This window comes from Microbacterium sp. 18062, from assembly GCF_902706225.1.
GTDB lineage: Bacteria > Actinomycetota > Actinomycetes > Actinomycetales > Microbacteriaceae > Microbacterium.
The window spans coordinates 1-17,398 of record NZ_CACSKB010000034.1; the positions used below are offsets into that span (position 1 = coordinate 1).

Consider the following 17,398-nt stretch of genomic DNA (forward strand, 5'->3'; position numbering starts at 1 on the left):
GGGCGGGTCAGAGGGCGCGGGCGATGCGCTGGAAGTCCTCGACCGTGAGCTGCTCGCCGCGCTCGGTCGGCTCGACCCCGGCGCGCTCGAGAACCGCGGATGCGGACGCCGCCGATCCGCCGAGCTCGCCCGACAGCGCCTGACGCAGCATCTTGCGACGCTGCTGGAACGCCGCATCCACGAGCCGGAAGGTGCGACGCCGCTCGTCCTCGTCGGCGCGCGGCTGCGCGGCGCGCTCGAACGCGACCAGCACGCTGTCGACGTTCGGCACGGGCCAGAAGACCTGCCGCGACACGGTGCCCGCCAGGCGCCACCGCCCGTACCAGGCCGCCTTCACGCTCGGCGCGCCGTAGACCTTCGATCCGGGCGGGGCCGCGAGGCGCTCGCCCACCTCGGCCTGCACCATCACGACGCCGCGCTGCAGGTGGCCGAACGTCTCCAGGAAGTGCAGCAGGACCGGCACCGACACGTTGTAGGGCAGGTTCGCCACCAGCACCGAGGGCTCCCCCGGCAGCTCCCCCACGTGGAGCGCATCCGCGTCGACGACGCGCAGCATTCCGTCGAGCACGCCATGCGCGCGCGCGGTCGCAGGCAGGCGTTCTGCCAGCCGGTGGTCGATCTCGACCGCCACGACGCTCGCACCGGTCTCCAGGATGGCCAGGGTGAGAGATCCCAGCCCGGGCCCGACCTCGACGACGTGCTCGCCGGCGACGACGCCCGCGACCTGCACGATCTTGCGCACCGTGTTCGCGTCGACGACGAAGTTCTGTCCGAGCTTCTTCGTCGGGGTGAGATCCAGGTCGGCGGCGAGCGCGCGGATCTCGGCCGCGCCGAGCAGATGCACGGTCATCCCCCAACTGTAGTCAGCGACCTTCGGGTCGCTCGACCGTGCAGGAGGACGCGGGGCTCCCGCGCCGCGATCCTCCGACCGTGCCATGTCAATGGCTGCCGCGCGCGCCGCGTCGGGTCTATGGTGGTCGACCGTGAACAGCACAGGGACGCTTCCGACCGGCGAATTCTCCATTCGCAGCAGCTACGGGCGCAGGGCCATCGGCCTGTCGGTCGCCGGGGCGGTCGGCGGCTTCCTCTTCGGGTTCGACTCCTCGGTCATCAACGGCGCGGTCGACTCGATCGCGGAGAACTACGGGCTGGGCGACGTGCTCACGGGGTTCGTCGTCGCCGTCGCGCTGCTCGGCTGCGCGGTCGGGGCGATGATCGCCGGCAGCCTGTCGGATCGGTGGGGTCGGCTGCGGGTGATGTTCCTCGGCGCGATCATGTTCTTCGGCTCGTCGATCGGCGCGGCGCTCACCTTCAGCATCCCGGATCTCATCCTCTGGCGCGTGATGAGCGGTCTCGGCATCGGCATCGCCTCGGTCGTCGCACCCGCCTACATCGCCGAGATCGCTCCGCGTCAGATCCGCGGCGGCCTCGCGTCGCTGCAGCAGCTGGCCATCACCCTGGGCATCTTCGGCGCGCTGCTGAGCGACGCGGTCCTCGCGAACACCGCCGGCGGGGCGTCGGAGACGCTCTGGTGGGGCATGGAGGCGTGGCGGTGGATGTTCCTGGTGGGCGTCGTGCCGTCGGCGGTCTACGGCATCCTCGCGTTCACCCTGCCGGAGTCGCCACGGCACCTCATCGCGAAGGGCCGCACCGACGAGGCGCGCGAGATCTTCGCCCGGCTCGTGCCGACGGTGGACCTCGACCAGACGATGCGTGAGCTCACGAACGCGATCGAGTCCGACCGCAAGAACGCCGGGGCGTCGCTGCGCGGCCCGGTGCTGGGACTGCAGCCGATCGTATGGGTCGGCATCATCCTGTCGGTGTTCCAGCAGTTCGTGGGGATCAACGTGATCTTCTACTACTCGACGACGCTGTGGAAGGCGGTCGGGTTCGACGAGAGCGACTCGCTGACGATCAGCGTGATCACCTCGGTCACGAACGTGCTGGTCACCCTCATCGCGATCTTCCTCGTCGACCGGGTGGGTCGAAAGCCCATCCTGCTCACCGGCTCGGTGCTGATGACGCTGTCGCTGACCGCGATGGCGCTGGCCTTCACGTTCGCGGAGGGCAGCGGCGACGACGTCTCGCTTCCCGCGCCCTGGGGCACGATCGCGCTCATCGCGGCCAATCTCTTCGTCGTCGGGTTCGGGGCCTCGTGGGGCCCGCTCGTCTGGGTGCTGCTCGGCGAGATCTTCCCCAGCCGCATCCGCGGGAAGGCCCTCGGCGTCGCCGCGGCCGCACAGTGGATCGCGAACTTCCTCATCACGGTCAGCTTCCCCACGATGTCGGGATGGTCCCTCCCCCTCACGTACGGGATGTATGCGCTCTTCGCCGCACTGTCGTTCGTCTACGTCGCGTGGCGGGTTCCCGAGACGAAGGGCATGGAGCTCGAGAAGACCGAGACCCTGTTCACGCGACCGCCGAAGCAGCCGGCCTCCTAGGATCTCCCCATGACGAACAACTCGAAGTCCCACGAAGAGATCCGCGAGGAGCGCGAGGCGGCGCAGAAGGAGAAGGACCGCCTCGAGAAGAAGGAGCAGGAGCGTCTCGACGACGAGAGCCGCTGACCCCACGCCGCCGTCCCGTCCCGGTGCGCCGGCCGATCTCCATCGAAAGCGGTCGATCCAGCTCTCGGAGACGGACGGGCAAAGGGGGACGAAGCCCGCGGCTCGGCTTCCCGGGGCCCCTGCGAGCCCCCTCCGTGGGGTGGCGAGAGTCCGGTCGCCCGCCCTTCGTCTCGAAGCTTCGTTCCTCGCTCAGGCGCCGAAGACGGTCGACGCTCGAGACCGCTCGGCTCGAGCGCGGCGAGACGAGGCCTGCGGGCCTCGGGGCGCCGCCCGGGGGCCTCAGCCGAACGAGCCGTACGCGGCGAGCGTGTTCGCCGCGAGCTGCGCGCTGAGCTCGTCCACGTCGAGGCCGAGCTCCGCCGCCATGAAGCGCACGGTCACCGGCACGAGGTACGGGGCGTTCGGACGCCCGCGGTACGGCACGGGGGTGAGGAAGGGCGCGTCCGTCTCGACGAGGATGCGCTCGAGCGGGGTGACAGCGAGCGCGTCGCGCAGGTTCTGCGCGTTCTTGAACGTCACGTTGCCGGCGAACGAGAGATAGTAGCCGCGCTCCCGCGCGATGCGTGCCATGTCGGCGCCGCCCGAGAAGCAGTGGAACACCGTCCGCTCGGGGGCGCCGACGCGCGCGAGCGTCTCGAGCACCGCGTCGTGGGCGTCGCGGTCGTGGATCTGCATGGCGATGCCGTGCTTCTTCGCCAGGGCGATGTGCGCCTCGAAGCTCTCGTGCTGCGCGGGAATCCCGTCGGCGCCGGTACGGAAGAAGTCGAGCCCCGTCTCGCCGATCGCCCGCACGCGCGGCTGGGCGGCGAGCTCGTCGATCGCCTCGACGGCCTCGCCGAGCCGGCCCGCGGCGGCGTAGAGCGGCGCCTCGTTCGGGTGGATCGCGACGGCCGCCAGCACGCGGGGGTGGGATGCGGCGGCCCACGCCGACCAGCGGCTCGAGTCGATGTCTCCACCGGCCTGCACGACGCCCGCGATCCCCACCGCGACCGCACGGTCGAGCTGCTCGTCGAGCGACAGCGCGTCGTCGCCGTCCTGGATCTCGAGGTGGCAGTGGTTGTCGTACACGGGCACCGCGAGCGGCTCGGGGAGCTCGGGATAGCTGACGTCCCGCGCGCCCTTCTCGCGCTGCCGCACGTACTGGCTCGGATCCGTCTCGCTCACGACGCTCAGGCGTTGTCGATGCGCGGGAAGAGGGGCTCGAGGCCGTTCGTCGACGTGCCGGGCGTCAGGACGCCCCATCCCCCGGCCTCGCGTACCGGCTGATCCTGCAGACGGCCGAGGCTCTCGGCGGCGCCGAGCGCGACCCAGAGCTTCTCGGCGGCGATCGGGGTCACCGGGGAGAGCAGCACCGCGAGCGCACGGAGTCCCTCGGCCGCCGTGTACAGCACCGTGCCCAGGCGCGCGCGCCGAGAGTCGTCCTTCGCCAGCGCCCACGGCTCGTTCTCGGTGATGTAGCCGTTCAGGGCGTCGACGATCGTCCAGATCGACGTGATCGCCTCGTCGATGCGGAAGCGCTCGATCGCGGCGTCGGCGTGCACAGCCGCATCCGCGACGACCTTCTGCACGGCGAGGTCCGCCTCGGCGTACTCCGCGGGCGGAGGCACGATGCCCTCGAAGTACCGCTCGATCATCGCGATCGTGCGCGAGGCGAGGTTGCCGAACCCGTTGGCGAGCTCGGCCTGGTAGCGCGCGGCGAGGTCCTCCCACGAGAACGAGCCGTCCTGGCCGAAGGCGATCGCCGAGAGGAAGTAGAAGCGGTAGGCGTCCGAGCCGAACACGTCGATGATCTCGCTCGGAGAGATGCCGGTGGCCTTGGACTTCGACATCTTCTCGCCGCCCACCAGCAGCCAGCCGTGGCCGAAGACACCGCGGGGCACGTCGAGACCGGCCGCCATCAGCATCGCGGGCCAGATCACCGCGTGGAAGCGCAGGATGTCCTTGCCGACCACGTGATAGGCGGGCCAGCGCCGCTCGAACGTCTCGGGGTCCGTGCCGTAGCCGACCGCGGTCGCGTAGTTCAGCAGCGCGTCGACCCAGACGTAGATGACGTGGGACTCGTCCCAGGGCACCGTGATGCCCCAGTCGAACGCCGAGCGCGAGATCGACAAATCCTTCAGTCCCGACCGGACGAACGAGATCACCTCGTTGCGCGCGGACTCGGGGCGGACGAAGTCGGGGTTCTCCGCGTACAGCCGCAGCAGCGGCTCCTGGAACTCGCTGAGCTTGAAGAAGTAGTTCTTCTCCTGCAGCAGCTCCAGCGGGCGCGAGTGGATCGCGCACACCTTGAGCCCCTCGAACGCGCCGGTGCCGTCGAGGATCTCGGAATCGGGCTTGAACTCCTCGCACCCCACGCAGTAGAGCGCCTCGTACTCGCCCGCGTAGATGTGGCCGCGGTCGTAGAGCGTCTGCACGAAGCTCTTGACGCCCGCCTCGTGCCGCTCCTGCGTGGTGCGGATGAAGTCGTCGTTGGCGACGTCGAGGGTGCGCAGCAAGGGGAACCACGCCTCGCTGACGAGCTTGTCGACCCACGCCTGCGGGGTGACTCCGTTGGCGGAGGCGGCGCGCAGCATCTTCTGACCGTGCTCGTCGGTGCCGGTCAGCATCCAGGTGTCGTCGCCCGCCTGGCGGTGCCAGCGCGCGAGCGCGTCGACGGCGACCGTCGTGTACCCGTGCCCGATGTGGGGCACATCGCTCGGGTAGTAGATCGGCGTCGTGATGTAGAAGGAACGACCGGTGCTCACCCGACGATTCTAGGCGGGCCGGATGCGGCGCTCCGCCGCTGCAACGTCGGCGCTGTGACGTCCGCGCTGTGGCCTCGCCTCATCCCGGATGCTGCGAGCACCGCATCGACGTCCGTCGTCGGCTCGACAGTCACGCAATGGCAGCCGCACCCCCTCGCCGTCGTCGTCTCCGCGCTCGATCAGGAGCGGTGGACGATGTGGCGACCACGACTACATGGTTCTGCACCGCACGAACGGCGAGGGTGTTGGCTGGTCGCCATGACCGGGCCGCCCTCATATACGGGTCGAGGGCCACTCGGTAGGCTGGCGCCAGCCGGGACCAGCGCATAAGGAGACCAGATGACTGATCACCTCGATCGTCGCACGGGTCGGAAGAACTCGATCCGTTGGCGGGCCGCAGCGGGCATCGTAGGCGTTTTCCTATGGATCGCGGCGCCGGTCGTGGCCGTCTCCCTCGTCGCCATGCATCTCACCACTGCTGATGTGCTCATGGAGGAGGACACTTGGACTGCGCCGGAGCCGAGCACGGGGGATCGAGATCGCCAAGTCGGCCTCGAGCTCACGTGGGCTCCCTCACAGACGATCGTCGCGCCCGCGTGGACGGGCGTTGTCCAAGCAGTGCATGTCACCGCCGGCGACACAATCGAATCCGGGCAGCGCCTCGCGCTCATCGGCGGCGTGGACCGCATCGCCGTGCACACAGAGGTACCTTTCACCCGCGCCCTGGTCCGCGGGGACACCGGCAGTGACGTGACGGCACTGAACAACATGCTCGCAGCGCTCGGATACGACTCCGGCGGGCCGGACGAGTTCACCTGGTCAACTCTGTTTGGCGTCCGCGAACTCGCTGCGGCAATCGGAGTGTCGAGCGCCAGCGAGGTTGCCGCCTTCGACCCTGGATGGGTCGTGTACCTGCCGGCGGACAGCGCAGCCATCGATGCGATCGCCCTACAGGTGGGGGCGCCAGCGCCCGCCGCCGGTGTGGAGATCCTCACGACACCGGCGACGATCGCCAGCGTCACGCTCGTCAGCGCGGATCAGGTTCCCACCGGTTCAGGAGATGCCGCCCAGCAGACTCTCGGGCTTGAGCCGACAGCCGCCGCGCCCGCCGAGCGCCTATACATCAGCGCCACGGAGCTACCGCTCCAAGAGGATCGCGCTCGCGTGGACCCCAGTGCATTCGAGCAGGCTCGCTCGCAAGTGGCGGCCGGGACGGCGTACACCTTGGCGATTCTCCGACAGCCGGTGCCTGAGGGCGAGTACCGAGTACCGGCTTCAGCGATCATCACGGACGCTGACGGGAGCACCTGCGTGATCGCCTCCACCGCGGCAGCGGATGCCGCTCCGGCATCATCGGTGACGTCCGTGGCGGTTACCGTGACCGCATCCGACGCGGGGAGCTCGTGGGTAGCAGGTGACGTTACACGCAGTGATCTCATCGCAAGCACCCCTCGGGATGGTCTGCGCTCATGCCATCTGTAGAGATCACTGGCGCCAGCGTGAGTCTCGGCGGACGCGCGATCCTCGACCACGCAACGGCACGGATCGATGGTCCTGCGACGGTGGCGATCATGGGTCCTTCAGGAGCGGGCAAGACAACTCTCTTGTACACCATCGCCGGTCTCATCCGCCCGCAGGAGGGGTCCGTCACCCTCATCGGGGGTGCAGGCCAGGCGCCAGCATGGGTCGTACAGAACTCTCCTCTCCTGGCCCGACGTACTGCGCTGGAGAACGTGGCATTGGGAGCGTCAGCGGTCGGAGTCGAGTGGCACGCCGCGCAGGAAGCGGCGGCACCGATTATGACCGCATTGAGCATCGAGCACCTAGCCCTCCGGCCCGCCTACCAGCTCTCTGGCGGCGAAAGGCAGCGAGTGGCGGTCGCCCGCGCCATCGCCTTACGCGCACCATTGATCCTCGCCGACGAGCCGACGGCATCACTGGACAGCAGCTCACGGGCTGCAGTGTGCGACGCGCTGGAACGCGCTGCGGCGGCGGGGGCTCTTGTGCTCGTCACCACCCATGACCCGGTGGTCGCCGACCGGGCTGATCGCATCCTCGCCCTTGCTGAAGGTCAGATCCGGGAGGCGAGTGCGTGACAGAGCGGATACCCAGACGGCCTCGCCCGTCAACGGTCCTGTACGAGGCGTATCGGTCCGTGCTGTCACGATGGCTGTCATCGGTCCTCCAAGGGAGCATCGCGACCGTCTGCGGGTTCGCTGTCGTCGCGGTTGCGTGGACGTCGGTTGCCTCGTCGAGTTCGCAATGGGAATCCCAGGTGGAGCGCGGCTCGAACGTTTTCGTGGTGACCTCAGGTCGCGCGGACGTGATGACAGGTGCGCGATGCGACCAGCTCCTCGGCGTTTCCGGCGTCAGGAGTGCGGGCGCCGTGATGACGGAAACCGTCTCTGCTTTCGCTTCCGCTCCGACGGACAGCGTCACTGTCCGCATTGTCAGCCCTGGATACGTTCGAGTGGCATTCCCCGATGCCATCCCTGGCGTCGCCGCGGTCGGAGCGAACGCCGCGAAGATCATTGGCGCAGGATCTGGGAGGTATATCGCTCAGATCGGCTCGAGCTCTGCGGAACTGGTCGGTTATGTGGGCGGGACCGGCGCACAGCCTCGCTTCTCAGGGCTTTCGGACGTTGTGCTGGTGCCCGCTCCACCAACCGGATCCGTGAACGAATGTTATGTCGAAGCGGAACCGCAGACGCGCGCTGCAGTCGAGCGTCTGCTGTTGTCGTGGTTCGACCCGGCTCAGGATTGGACCGTGGTTCCGGTGCTCCCCGCCGATCAGTACGAACTGGACCCGCTGGACCCCTCGACGCAGACTCTTACGTTGATCGTCGGGATCGCGGGCGCGCTGGTAGTCATGCTGGTCGCCGGCACTATCCAGTGGGCCCGCCGCCAAGAGTTCGCGCTCTACCGCATTCTCGGCTATACCCGTGGGCAGATCCTCGCCCTGATCACCGCGGAGTGGCTGGCATTAGCTGCTGCCCCGGCAGCGGCAGGCGTCACGATCGGGCTCGGCGTCTACGGCGCGTTGCACATCTCGGGCGTGTTCTTGCCGTTCGGGATCGCCTCGCTCGGGTTCTTCGCTGCTGGCGTTGCAGTGACTCCGCCGGTCGTCACGTTGATCGTTCTCTCGACAAAACCGACCGACGCGCTGAAAGGGGCCTGATGAATTGGTCAGCTGTTTTGAGTCGGTCTCCCCTCAATATGTTCCCTGTCGAGGGCGGGCGAATCCACCCCGCCAATCATTGCAGTACTGACGCAGGGGGTAGACATGCGACTGAGGCAGAAATTTCTGGGAATCGCCGCACTGGTGGGAGTGATCACCGTCGGAGCAGCAGTACCAGCTATGGCATTCGGCACCGGGACGGTGGGGGCAGCGCCTGGCTGCACGGGAACCGCGACCAGCGCCAGCTACCCTCGCGCAGGGGCGGGCAATGGCGCGGTGGCCTCGACGGCGGAGAGCGGCAATTTGTGCCTCAGCAAGCAGACCGTCGGGGCAGGCTTGCTCGCCGGCGGCGGAGGACTTGTGGGATTCAGCACCGCCTACGATTCGGTCGTGGTTGTCGTGACGAGCGGGACGTTCTACGGCGGTTACCACACGTGGGGAACGAGTTCGGGCACTACGTGAGACGCACGGTGATTGTTGTGTCGCTGGCCGCCGGCACATTCCTCTTCGCGGCGTGCGGCAGTTCGCCCGACTCCGAATCGACCTGGTCGTCCGAGGACATCAAGCAGCGCGGCGAGGATCTCCGCCGCGAAGGCGACACCTTCGCGGCGGAGATCTTCGCTGACGGAGTCGTGACAGAGGATGAGAATTGGGACGCGGCGCGCGGGTACGCCGATTGCATGATCGGGCGCGGGTATGCCGTCTCTGATCTGACCCTGAATCCACTCAATGGATTGTCGGTGATCGTGCAGGCAGACCCGTCGGGACGCAGCATTGACGTGTATAACGCTGATGAGATGGAATGCCGAATGACGTATATGAACGAAGTTCCGGCGATGTATAAAGCCACTCATCAAGAGGTCATGGACGATGCGCTGCGTGTCGCCGTGGGCGCCTGCATGAACGACGCCGGATACCAGATACGAGATGGTGCGACCAATCACGAGGAGATGATCCCGGACCAGGCAGAGAAGGGGTGGGAACCTCAGTTCATATCCTGCGCGACCGACCTGATCGAGGAGTTGTACCCTACCCTGCCTTATTTTTCGTACTGAGCTGCCTCGCGTGCGAGGATGCGGGAAACAGTAGATCGTCCTACACCTACAATCGTCGCGCTGTGTCGGGCGGATATGCCTTGGTCGGCGAGGGTCAGTACCTGTGCACGCTTTTCAGCCCCGATAGGCGGCCTACCAACCGGTGTTCCAGACGCGCGGGACTGCGCGATTCCCACAGTCGTGCTTTCACACATCGAAGCCGAACGGAGTTGGTGAAGCAGCGCGAACACATCTGACAGGCGAACCCCGGACGAGGTGGTATCCAACGCTGGAATCGAGATGCTGCGCAGGTGCAACCCCCGTTCCGTGATCGCAACCACCGCGTCCACGACGTTGTGCAAACTGCCGAAATTCACTTCAGGACGGTCGACGACCACCACAGCACCGGTCTCAGCCGCACCCAGCAGTTGATTCCATCCGGGCCTCTGGGACAGCCGTGCAGGGCGCGGCCGGTCAAACAACCATCGACTGTGCGCCGGCGCTTACCAGAGCTTCAACACGACCGACCAGCGCGGAGTGATCTTCACCCTCCGCCGCCCGCACGTATCCATGAATCTGCACATCAACTACTATGCCCATCGGCCTCCGAGAATGACAGACCGAGGGCTGTCGGTCGCGGGGCGCGCAGAAGAGATCAATGTCCGGCAAGCGCCGACGAGCCCTATGCCACTCGCGGCTGCCTTGCCCAGCAGCCCGTCGGCTACGGGGACGATTCTGGGCGGGCCGGATGCGGCGCTCAGGCGCTCTCGCGCACGACGAGATCGGTCGGCAGCGTCACCGTCCGCGGCGAGCCTCCGTCGATCACCTCGAGCAGAAGCGTGACCATCTCGGCGCTGATGCGGTCCCACGGTTGGCGCATGGTGGTCAGTGCCGGCTCGTGGGATGCGGCGAAGCCCGAGTCGTCGAACCCCGCGACCGCGACGTCCTCCGGCACGCGCAGCCCGGCCTTCCGCAGCGTCGCGATCGCGCCTGCCGCCATCATGTCGGATGCGGCGAACACCGCGTCGATGTCGCTCGTGCGCTCAAGCAGCCGCGCCATGGCGGCGGCGCCCGACTCCCGGCCGTAGTCGCCGCGCTCGACGAGCTCGGGGAGGAAGTCCTCCCCCATCTCCTGACGGAAGCCGACCAGGCGGTAGCGCCCGCCCGGGGTGTCGTCGGGGCCGGCAATGGTGGCCACCCGGCGGTGGCCCCGATCTCGCAGGTACCGGGTGATCGCTCGGGCGGAGCCCTCCTCGTCCACGGCGACGGCCGCGAGGTCGCCCTGGTGCCCGAGCGGGAGGCCGCACGAGACGGTCGGCACGCCGGCCACGAGGAGCGCGTCCAGCAACGGCTCCGACTCGTGGGAGGAGATGAGCAGCACGCCGTCGACGTGCCCCGCGCTCACGAAGTGGGTGACGTTGGCCCGCTCCTCGGGCGTGCCGGCGACGAGCAGCACGAGCGTCATCGACCGCTGCGCGAGCGCCTCGGCGGCGCCGCGCAGCAGCAGCGAGAACGTCGGATCTGCGAACAGCAGGTGCTGTGGCTCGGTGAGCAGGAACGCCAGCGAGCCGGCGCGGCCGGTCGCGAGGCTGCGGGCGTGATGGTTGGCGGTGTATCCCGTGCGGCGGATCGCATCCTCCACCGCCGACCGCGCGTCCGGCGACACCCAGTGCCCGCCGTTGATCACGCGCGAGACGGTGCCGCGGGAGACGCCGGCGGCCGCCGCGACGTCCCTGATCGTCGGGCGCCGCCGGACTGTCGTCGTCTCCTCCACGCGAGGACTCTACCGTCCGGCGGGGCCGATCCGCACGATTGCCGACGACCGAACTGTGACCGGTCACAGTTCGGTAACGAAACGGTCACGGCCTTGCACGGCCGGATCCGGGCGACCGAGACTGTGACCGGTCCCAGTCCGAGCTGGACGGGACGGCACCCCAGACCCGATGGAGCGTCATGTCGGCGACACCCCCCTGGCCCGAGCTCGAGGCGATCGCCTACGGCGGCGACTACAACCCCGAGCAATGGCCTCGCGAGACCTGGCGCGAAGACGTCGCCCTCATGCGCGAGGCCGGGGTCAACCTCGTGAGCGTCGGGATCTTCTCCTGGGCGTTGCTCGAGACCTCCGAGGGCGTCTTCGACTTCTCATGGCTCGACGAGGTCATCGACCTGCTGCACGAGAACGGCATCAGCGTCGACCTCGGCACCCCCACCGCCTCTCCCCCCGCCTGGTTCTTCGCCCGCCACCCCGACGCCCGGGTCGTCACGCGTGAGGGCGCCGTCATGGGCTTCGGGTCGCGCGGGATGGCCTCGCACTCCGCGCCCGCCTACCGCCGAGCCTCGGTCCGCATCGCGACCGAGCTGGCCCGGCGGTACGGTCGGCATCCGGCCGTCGTCCTGTGGCACGTGCACAACGAGTACGGCGTGCCCGTCGGCGAGGACTACTCACCGCACGCGGTGGTGGCCTGGCGGGAGTGGCTCCGCGCCCGGTACGGCACACTCGAGGCACTGAACAGCGCCTGGGGAACCGCGTTCTGGGGACAGCACTACGGCGAGTGGGAGCACGTCGGCGCACCCGCCGCAGCCCCCTCCGTGGTCAACCCCGCCCAGCGCCTCGACTTCGCTCGATTCACCGATCACCAGCTGCGCGCCTGCTTCGTCGCCGAGCGCGACGCCATCCGCGCACACGCCGCGCAACCGATCACGACCAACTTCATGGCCAACCAGAGTCACACCACGGACCTCTGGGCCTGGGCGCGCGAGGTCGACATCGTGTCGGACGACCACTATCTCTGGGCACCCGACACGGAGGGTGAGATCGGGCTGGCAATCGCCGCCGACCTCACCCGGTCGGTCGGCGGCGGCAAGCCCTGGATCCTCATGGAGCACTCGACCTCGGCGGTGAACTGGCAGCCGCAGAACGTCGCCAAGCGCCCCGGGGAGATGACCCGCAACTCCCTCACCCACCTCGGACGCGGAGCCGACGCCATCCTCTTCTTCCAGTGGCGCGCCTCCCGCTCCGGCGCGGAGAAGTTCCACTCGTCGATGCTGCCGCACGCCGGCACCGACTCCCGCGTGTTCCGCGAGGTCGTAGCCCTCGGCGAAGGCCTCGGCCGGCTCGCCGAGGTGCGCGGCTCACGCGTCCGGGCGGATGTCGCCATCCTGTGGGACTTCGAGTCGTTCTGGGCGCAAGACCTGGAATGGCGCCCGTCGGACCTGCTCGACCACGACGAGCGCATCCGCGCCTACTACGAGCGGTTCTGGCGCGACGGCATCACGGTCGACTTCGCGCTGCCGGGTCACGACCTCTCGGGGTACCGCCTCGTGGTCGCCCCCGCCCAGTACCTGCTGACCCTCGCCGACGCCGAGAACCTGACGCGGTACGTCGCCGGCGGCGGGACCCTCGTGGTCTCCTACTTCTCCGGCGTCGTCGACGAGCACGACGCGGTGCACGAGGGCGGATATCTGGCGCCGCTGCAGACCGCGCTCGGCGTGCGGGTCGAGGAGTTCCTGCCGCTGCGCGAAGGCACGACCGCGGGCGTCGACTGGGATGGGAAACGTCTGGAGGCCGACGCCTGGACGGAGGACCTCGTCCTCGTGGGCGCCGAGGTGCGCGCCGCCTACCTCGACGGACCCGCGCCCGGCCGGCCCGCGATCACCCGCCACCGCCACGGCAACGGCACGGGATGGTACGTGAGCACACGCCCGGACGCGGCGGGCCTGGCCGCCGTCCTGCGCGAGGTCTACGCGGATGCGGGGATCGCCCCGGCCGGCACCCCCGCCGGCCTCGAGGTCGTGCGCCGCCACGGCGAGGCGGCCGACTACGTGGTCGTCGTCAACCATGCGGACGCGCCCGCGACGCTCGCGCTCGCGGGCACCGACCTGCTCACCGGCACCGCCTCGGACAACGGGCTCACCGTCCGCGCGGGCGGCGTCGCCGTCGTCCGCACCCATCCGTCCCTCGGGGGCCGCCACTGACAGCGTCGGCATCCCCGCACCAGGGCGCCCGCCGACCGGGCGGACGCCCCTCCACCGGTCGTAACGGCGCGACGTCGATGACAGCGCGCCTCGACCCTAGAGTTCTGAAAGGAACACGTCCATGCGCAAGATCATCGGTATCGGCGTCGCGGCCGCCGCGTCCGCCCTCCTGCTGGCCGGGTGCTCCGGCGGAACCTCCTCCGAGGAGACCGCCGGAGGGTCCGCCGAGCTCGTCATCTGGACCGACGCGGAGCGCGAGCAGGCCATCTCCGACGCCGCCGCGGCCTTCGAGGAGGAGACCGGAGCGTCGATCACCCTCGTCCAGAAGAACTTCGAGGACCTCCGCAACGACTTCATCGCCCAGGTGCCCACCGGCGAGGGCCCCGACATCACCGTCGGCTCGCACGACTGGCTGGGCGCGCTCGTGGCCGCCGGCGTCGTCGACACGATCGACCTCGGCGACAAGGCGTCGGAGTTCGAGTCGGTCGCCCTCGAGGCGATGACCTACGACGGCCAGCTGTACGCACTGCCGTACTCGCTCGAGACCGTGGCGCTCGTGCAGAACGTCGACCTCGTCGGCGCCGAGGCCCCGGCCACGTGGGACGACATGATCCAGCGGGGCCTGTCCGCCGGAACCGAGCGGCCGTTCGTCATCAACACCGCCGGAGAGACCGGGGACGGCTACACGATGTACGGCTTCCAGACCTCGTTCGGCGCACCCGTGTTCGTTCAGGACGACACCGGCTCGTACACGAACGAGGTCGGCATGGGCGGCGCCGGCGGCGAGGCCTTCGCGCAGTGGCTGCACGCCAACGGCTCGGCCGGCACCGGCTACCTGTCGACCACGATCGACTACGACATCAACAACGAGCTGTTCGCGTCCGGCAAGGCGCCGTACACCGTGCAGGGCCCGTGGGCGATCAGCTCCTTCCCCGATGTCGACCTCGCGGTGAACCCCATCCCTTCGGCCGGCGGCGAGCCGGCGGCCCCCTTCGTGGGCGTGCAGGGCTTCTATCTGAGCTCGCAGAGCAAGAACGCGCTGCTCGCCCAGGAGTTCCTCGTGAACTACCTCGGCACCGAGGACGCGCAGCGCGCGCTGTACGACGCCGATCCCCGCATCCCGGCGTGGAGCACGCTCGCCGAGGAGGTCGCCTCCGACCCGATCATCGCCGGCTTCCTCGCGTCGTCGCAGAACGGCGTGCCGATGCCCTCGATCCCCGAGATGGGGTCGGTGTGGGACTTCTGGAACGCCGCCGAGGCGCAGATCGTCAACGGCGCCGACCCGGTCGGCACCTGGACGCAGATGATCACCGACCTCGAAGGAACCCTCGCGGGTTGACCGGACGGCGGGGCGTGCCCGGCGCCCGCCCCGCCCCCTTCCTCTGACAGGAGCAGACATGACGGTGCAGCAAGCCGCGCAGACGGCCCTCCCCGACGAGCCGCCGCGCGAGTCGCACGCGCGCGGCTGGCGCGGCCCCGGCTGGGGGTTCATCGTCAAGGTGGTCCTGATGGCCCTCGTGAACGCGCTGGGCGTGATGGCGATCATCTCCGCCCTGAGCGTGCAGTCCTGGCTCATCCTCACGGTCGCCGTCGTGCTGCTGCTGGTCGCGGACGTGGTCTACTTCACGCGCCGCGCCCTCCCCCTGAAGTACCTCATGCCGGGACTGGTGTTCCTGCTCGTCTTCCAGGTGTTCGTCTTCGGCTACACCGCCTACATCGCGTTCACGAACTACGGCACCGGTCACGCCGGATCGGTCGAGCAGGCGGTGGACGCCGCGCTGATCCAGGGCGAACGGCGGGTCGAGGGGTCGGCGACCTACCCGCTCGCGGTCGTCGAGCGCTTCGGCGAGTACGGCTTCGCGATCAACGACGGCGGCGACGTGCTGGTGGGCACCGAGACGCAGCCGCTCGAGGAGACCGGGTCCGCCCCCGCCGGGGACGCGCCCGACGAGGTCTTCGGCTGGACGATCGTGCCCCGGGCGCAGCTGCTGACCGACCAGAGCCTGCAGGCGACGATCGAGGCGCTGCGCGTGCCCGTGTCGGACGATCCGAACGACGGCTCCATCCGCACGCGCGACGGATCCTCCGGGCTGGTCTACACACCGACCATGCTGTGGGACGACGAGGCGCGCACCATCACCGATACCGTGAACGGCACGGTGTACACGGCCGATGACGCCACCGGCAGCTTCGTCGCCGAGGACGGCTCGCGTCTGCCGGCCGGATGGTACGTGGGCGTCGGTCTCGACAACTTCCTGCGCGTGTTCACCGATGCATCCCTCGCCGGGCCCCTGCTCTCGGTGACGGTCTGGACGTTCGCCTTCGCGATCGGGTCGGTCGTGCTGAGCTTCGCGCTGGGACTCGTCTTCGCCATCGTCTTCAACGACCCGCGGGTGCGCGCCCGCAAATACCTGAGGACCCTGATCATCCTCCCCTACGCGTTCCCCGCGTTCATGTCGGCGCTGCTGTTCCGCGGCATGTTCAACGCGGAGTTCGGCGTCATCAACGACCTGTTCTTCTTCGGCAGCCAGATCAACTGGCTGGGCGACCCGTGGCTGGCGAAGGCCGCGGTGCTCTGGATCAACGTGTGGCTGAGCTTCCCGTACTGGTTCCTGGTGTGCACCGGCGCCCTGCAGGCGCTCCCGAAGGACACCCTCGAGGCCGCCTCGATCGACGGGGCCGGCAAGTGGCGGCAGTTCCGGGCGATCGTGCTCCCGCTCCTGCTCGTGTCGACCGCGCCGCTGGCGATCTCGTCGTTCGCCTTCAGCTTCAACAACTTCACCGTCATCTACATGTTCAACGCCGGCGGTCCCCCCATCCCCGGGGCGCCGTACAGCCTCGGCTCGACCGACATCCTCATCTCCGCGATCTACCGGGTCTCGGGCGTGGCCGGCGGCGCTGCCGACTACGGACTCGCGAGCGCCCTGTCGATCATCGTGTTCATCGTCGTCGGGATCATCTCGGCGATCGCCTTCCGCCAGACCCGCAAGCTCGAGGAGTACCAGTGATGTCCACGACACGCACTCCCGCCCGTCGCCGCCGCTGGTGGCTCGAGGTCGGCTGGAAGTACCTCTTCGCCGCCGTGGTCGTCTTCTACGCGGTCTTCCCGCTCCTGTACGTCGTCTCGGCGGCGCTGAACCCGCGCGGCACGCTCTCGGGCTCGACGGCGCTGTTCAGCGCCTTCGACCTGTCGAACTTCGCCGCGCTCGGCCAGACGAGCTATTGGACATGGGTCGGCAACACCCTGCTGATCGGGGGCATCTCGGCGGTGGGCGCCGTCATCATGGGGGCGGCGGCCGCCTACGCATTCTCGCGATTCCGCTTCACCGGCCGTCGGATCAGCCTCACGTCGCTGCTCATCGTGCAGATGTTCCCGCAGGCGCTCGCCTTCGTGGCGATCTTCCTGATGCTGCTGGCGATCGGCGAGGTGGTCCCGGCGCTCGGCATCAACTCGAAGCTCACCCTCATCTGCGTCTACCTCGGCGGAGCCCTCGGCGCGAACACCTTCCTCATGTACGGGTTCTTCAACACGATCCCGATGGAGATCGACGAGTCGGCCAAGATCGACGGCGCGACGCACGCCCAGATCTTCTGGCGCCTGATCATGCCGCTGGTCATGCCGATCCTCGCCGTCGTCGCGCTCCTCGCCTTCATCTCCGCGTTCGGCGACTACATCCTCGCGAAGATCGTGCTGACCTCCGAGGACAACTGGACGCTTGCCGTCGGGATGTACCAGTGGGTGTCGAACCAGCTCGCCTCGCGCTGGGGGCTGTTCGCCGCCGGCGCCGTGATCGCCGCGATCCCCGTCCTCGCGCTGTTCCTCTCGCTGCAGCGCTACATCGTCGGCGGGCTCACCCAGGGCTCCGTCAAGGGCTGACCCGCACTGCCCGATCCGGAAAG

General features: G+C 68.7%; 14 protein-coding genes. 9 read left to right on the plus strand and 5 right to left on the minus strand.

Annotated elements, in window-relative coordinates; translation table 11 throughout:
* Positions 1-7 precede the first annotated feature (7 nt).
* Positions 8-850, minus strand: a complete 843-nt coding sequence (gene rsmA, locus GVL03_RS12850; RefSeq protein WP_159501404.1) for a 16S rRNA (adenine(1518)-N(6)/adenine(1519)-N(6))-dimethyltransferase RsmA — start codon at positions 848-850, stop codon at positions 8-10.
* Positions 851-983: 133 nt separating this feature from the next.
* Here rsmA and GVL03_RS12855 point away from each other — a divergent pair, with 133 nt between their 5' ends.
* Complete coding sequence (locus GVL03_RS12855) at positions 984-2,441, plus strand: sugar porter family MFS transporter (protein ID WP_159501405.1); 1,458 nt, start codon at positions 984-986, stop codon at positions 2,439-2,441.
* 405 nt (positions 2,442-2,846) lie between these two features.
* Here GVL03_RS12855 and GVL03_RS12860 read toward each other — a convergent pair whose 3' ends face one another.
* Together GVL03_RS12860 and metG are read right to left on the minus strand one after the other, a co-directional pair.
* Positions 2,847-3,731 carry a TatD family hydrolase gene (locus tag GVL03_RS12860; RefSeq protein WP_235038155.1) on the minus strand — a complete coding sequence of 295 codons (885 nt, stop codon included), beginning with the start codon at positions 3,729-3,731 and terminating at the stop codon, positions 2,847-2,849.
* A 5-nt stretch (positions 3,732-3,736) separates the two neighbouring features.
* Complete coding sequence (gene metG / locus GVL03_RS12865) at positions 3,737-5,311, minus strand: methionine--tRNA ligase (RefSeq protein WP_159501407.1); 1,575 nt, start codon at positions 5,309-5,311, stop codon at positions 3,737-3,739.
* Between the two features lie 339 nt (positions 5,312-5,650).
* Between metG and GVL03_RS12870 the strand changes: the two genes are divergently transcribed.
* The 4 genes from GVL03_RS12870 to GVL03_RS12885 all read left to right on the plus strand — a co-directional run bounded on the left by GVL03_RS12870 (position 5,651) and on the right by GVL03_RS12885 (position 9,544).
* Positions 5,651-6,793 (plus strand): hypothetical protein, encoded by a 1,143-nt coding sequence (locus tag GVL03_RS12870; protein WP_159501408.1) that lies wholly within the window; start codon positions 5,651-5,653, stop codon positions 6,791-6,793.
* Positions 6,781-7,407: an ABC transporter ATP-binding protein gene (locus tag GVL03_RS12875; protein WP_159501409.1), complete on the plus strand. Its 627-nt coding sequence runs from the start codon at positions 6,781-6,783 to the stop codon at positions 7,405-7,407. Before GVL03_RS12870 ends, GVL03_RS12875 begins: the two co-directional genes overlap by 13 nt.
* Positions 7,408-7,466: 59 nt before the next feature.
* Positions 7,467-8,489, plus strand: coding sequence for an FtsX-like permease family protein (locus GVL03_RS12880; RefSeq protein ID WP_159501410.1), 1,023 nt, complete (start codon positions 7,467-7,469; stop codon positions 8,487-8,489).
* A gap of 458 nt (positions 8,490-8,947) precedes the next feature.
* A complete protein-coding gene (locus GVL03_RS12885) occupies positions 8,948-9,544 on the plus strand; it encodes a hypothetical protein (protein WP_159501411.1) in 597 nt (198 codons plus the stop codon).
* Here GVL03_RS12885 and GVL03_RS12890 read toward each other — a convergent pair.
* Together GVL03_RS12890 and GVL03_RS12895 are read right to left on the minus strand one after the other, a co-directional pair.
* Entirely contained in the window at positions 9,529-10,005 is a 477-nt protein-coding gene (locus tag GVL03_RS12890) for a helix-turn-helix domain-containing protein (RefSeq protein WP_159501412.1), read from the minus strand. The genes GVL03_RS12885 and GVL03_RS12890 overlap by 16 nt on opposite strands.
* A 275-nt stretch (positions 10,006-10,280) precedes the next feature.
* Entirely contained in the window at positions 10,281-11,297 is a 1,017-nt protein-coding gene (locus tag GVL03_RS12895) for a LacI family DNA-binding transcriptional regulator (RefSeq protein ID WP_159501413.1), read from the minus strand.
* Between the two features lie 179 nt (positions 11,298-11,476).
* Between GVL03_RS12895 and GVL03_RS12900 the strand changes: the two genes are divergently transcribed.
* The 4 genes from GVL03_RS12900 (at position 11,477) to GVL03_RS12915 (ending at position 17,375) form a co-directional block, all read left to right on the plus strand.
* Positions 11,477-13,498, plus strand: coding sequence for a beta-galactosidase (locus tag GVL03_RS12900; protein WP_159501414.1), 2,022 nt, complete (start codon positions 11,477-11,479; stop codon positions 13,496-13,498).
* A gap of 121 nt (positions 13,499-13,619) precedes the next feature.
* Positions 13,620-14,837, plus strand: coding sequence for a maltose ABC transporter substrate-binding protein (locus tag GVL03_RS12905; RefSeq protein ID WP_159501415.1), 1,218 nt, complete (start codon positions 13,620-13,622; stop codon positions 14,835-14,837).
* A 58-nt stretch (positions 14,838-14,895) separates the two neighbouring features.
* Positions 14,896-16,506, plus strand: a complete 1,611-nt coding sequence (locus GVL03_RS12910; protein ID WP_159501416.1) for an ABC transporter permease subunit — start codon at positions 14,896-14,898, stop codon at positions 16,504-16,506.
* Positions 16,506-17,375 (plus strand): sugar ABC transporter permease, encoded by an 870-nt coding sequence (locus GVL03_RS12915; RefSeq protein WP_159501417.1) that lies wholly within the window; start codon positions 16,506-16,508, stop codon positions 17,373-17,375. The genes GVL03_RS12910 and GVL03_RS12915 overlap by 1 nt, the downstream gene beginning before the upstream one ends.
* Positions 17,376-17,398: the final 23 nt, after the last annotated feature.

Bases quoted from the DNA above. Each gene is read 5' to 3' on its own strand.
- GVL03_RS12910 (WP_159501416.1), top strand. From the start codon at position 14,896: ATGACGGTGCAGCAAGCCGCGCAGACGGCCCTCCCCGACGAGCCGCCG.
- GVL03_RS12870 (WP_159501408.1), top strand. From the start codon at position 5,651: ATGACTGATCACCTCGATCGTCGCACGGGTCGGAAGAACTCGATCCGT.
- rsmA (WP_159501404.1), bottom strand. From the start codon at position 850: ATGACCGTGCATCTGCTCGGCGCGGCCGAGATCCGCGCGCTCGCCGCC.
- GVL03_RS12905 (WP_159501415.1), top strand. From the start codon at position 13,620: ATGCGCAAGATCATCGGTATCGGCGTCGCGGCCGCCGCGTCCGCCCTC.
- GVL03_RS12875 (WP_159501409.1), top strand. From the start codon at position 6,781: ATGCCATCTGTAGAGATCACTGGCGCCAGCGTGAGTCTCGGCGGACGC.
- GVL03_RS12915 (WP_159501417.1), top strand. From the start codon at position 16,506: ATGTCCACGACACGCACTCCCGCCCGTCGCCGCCGCTGGTGGCTCGAG.
- GVL03_RS12900 (WP_159501414.1), top strand. From the start codon at position 11,477: ATGTCGGCGACACCCCCCTGGCCCGAGCTCGAGGCGATCGCCTACGGC.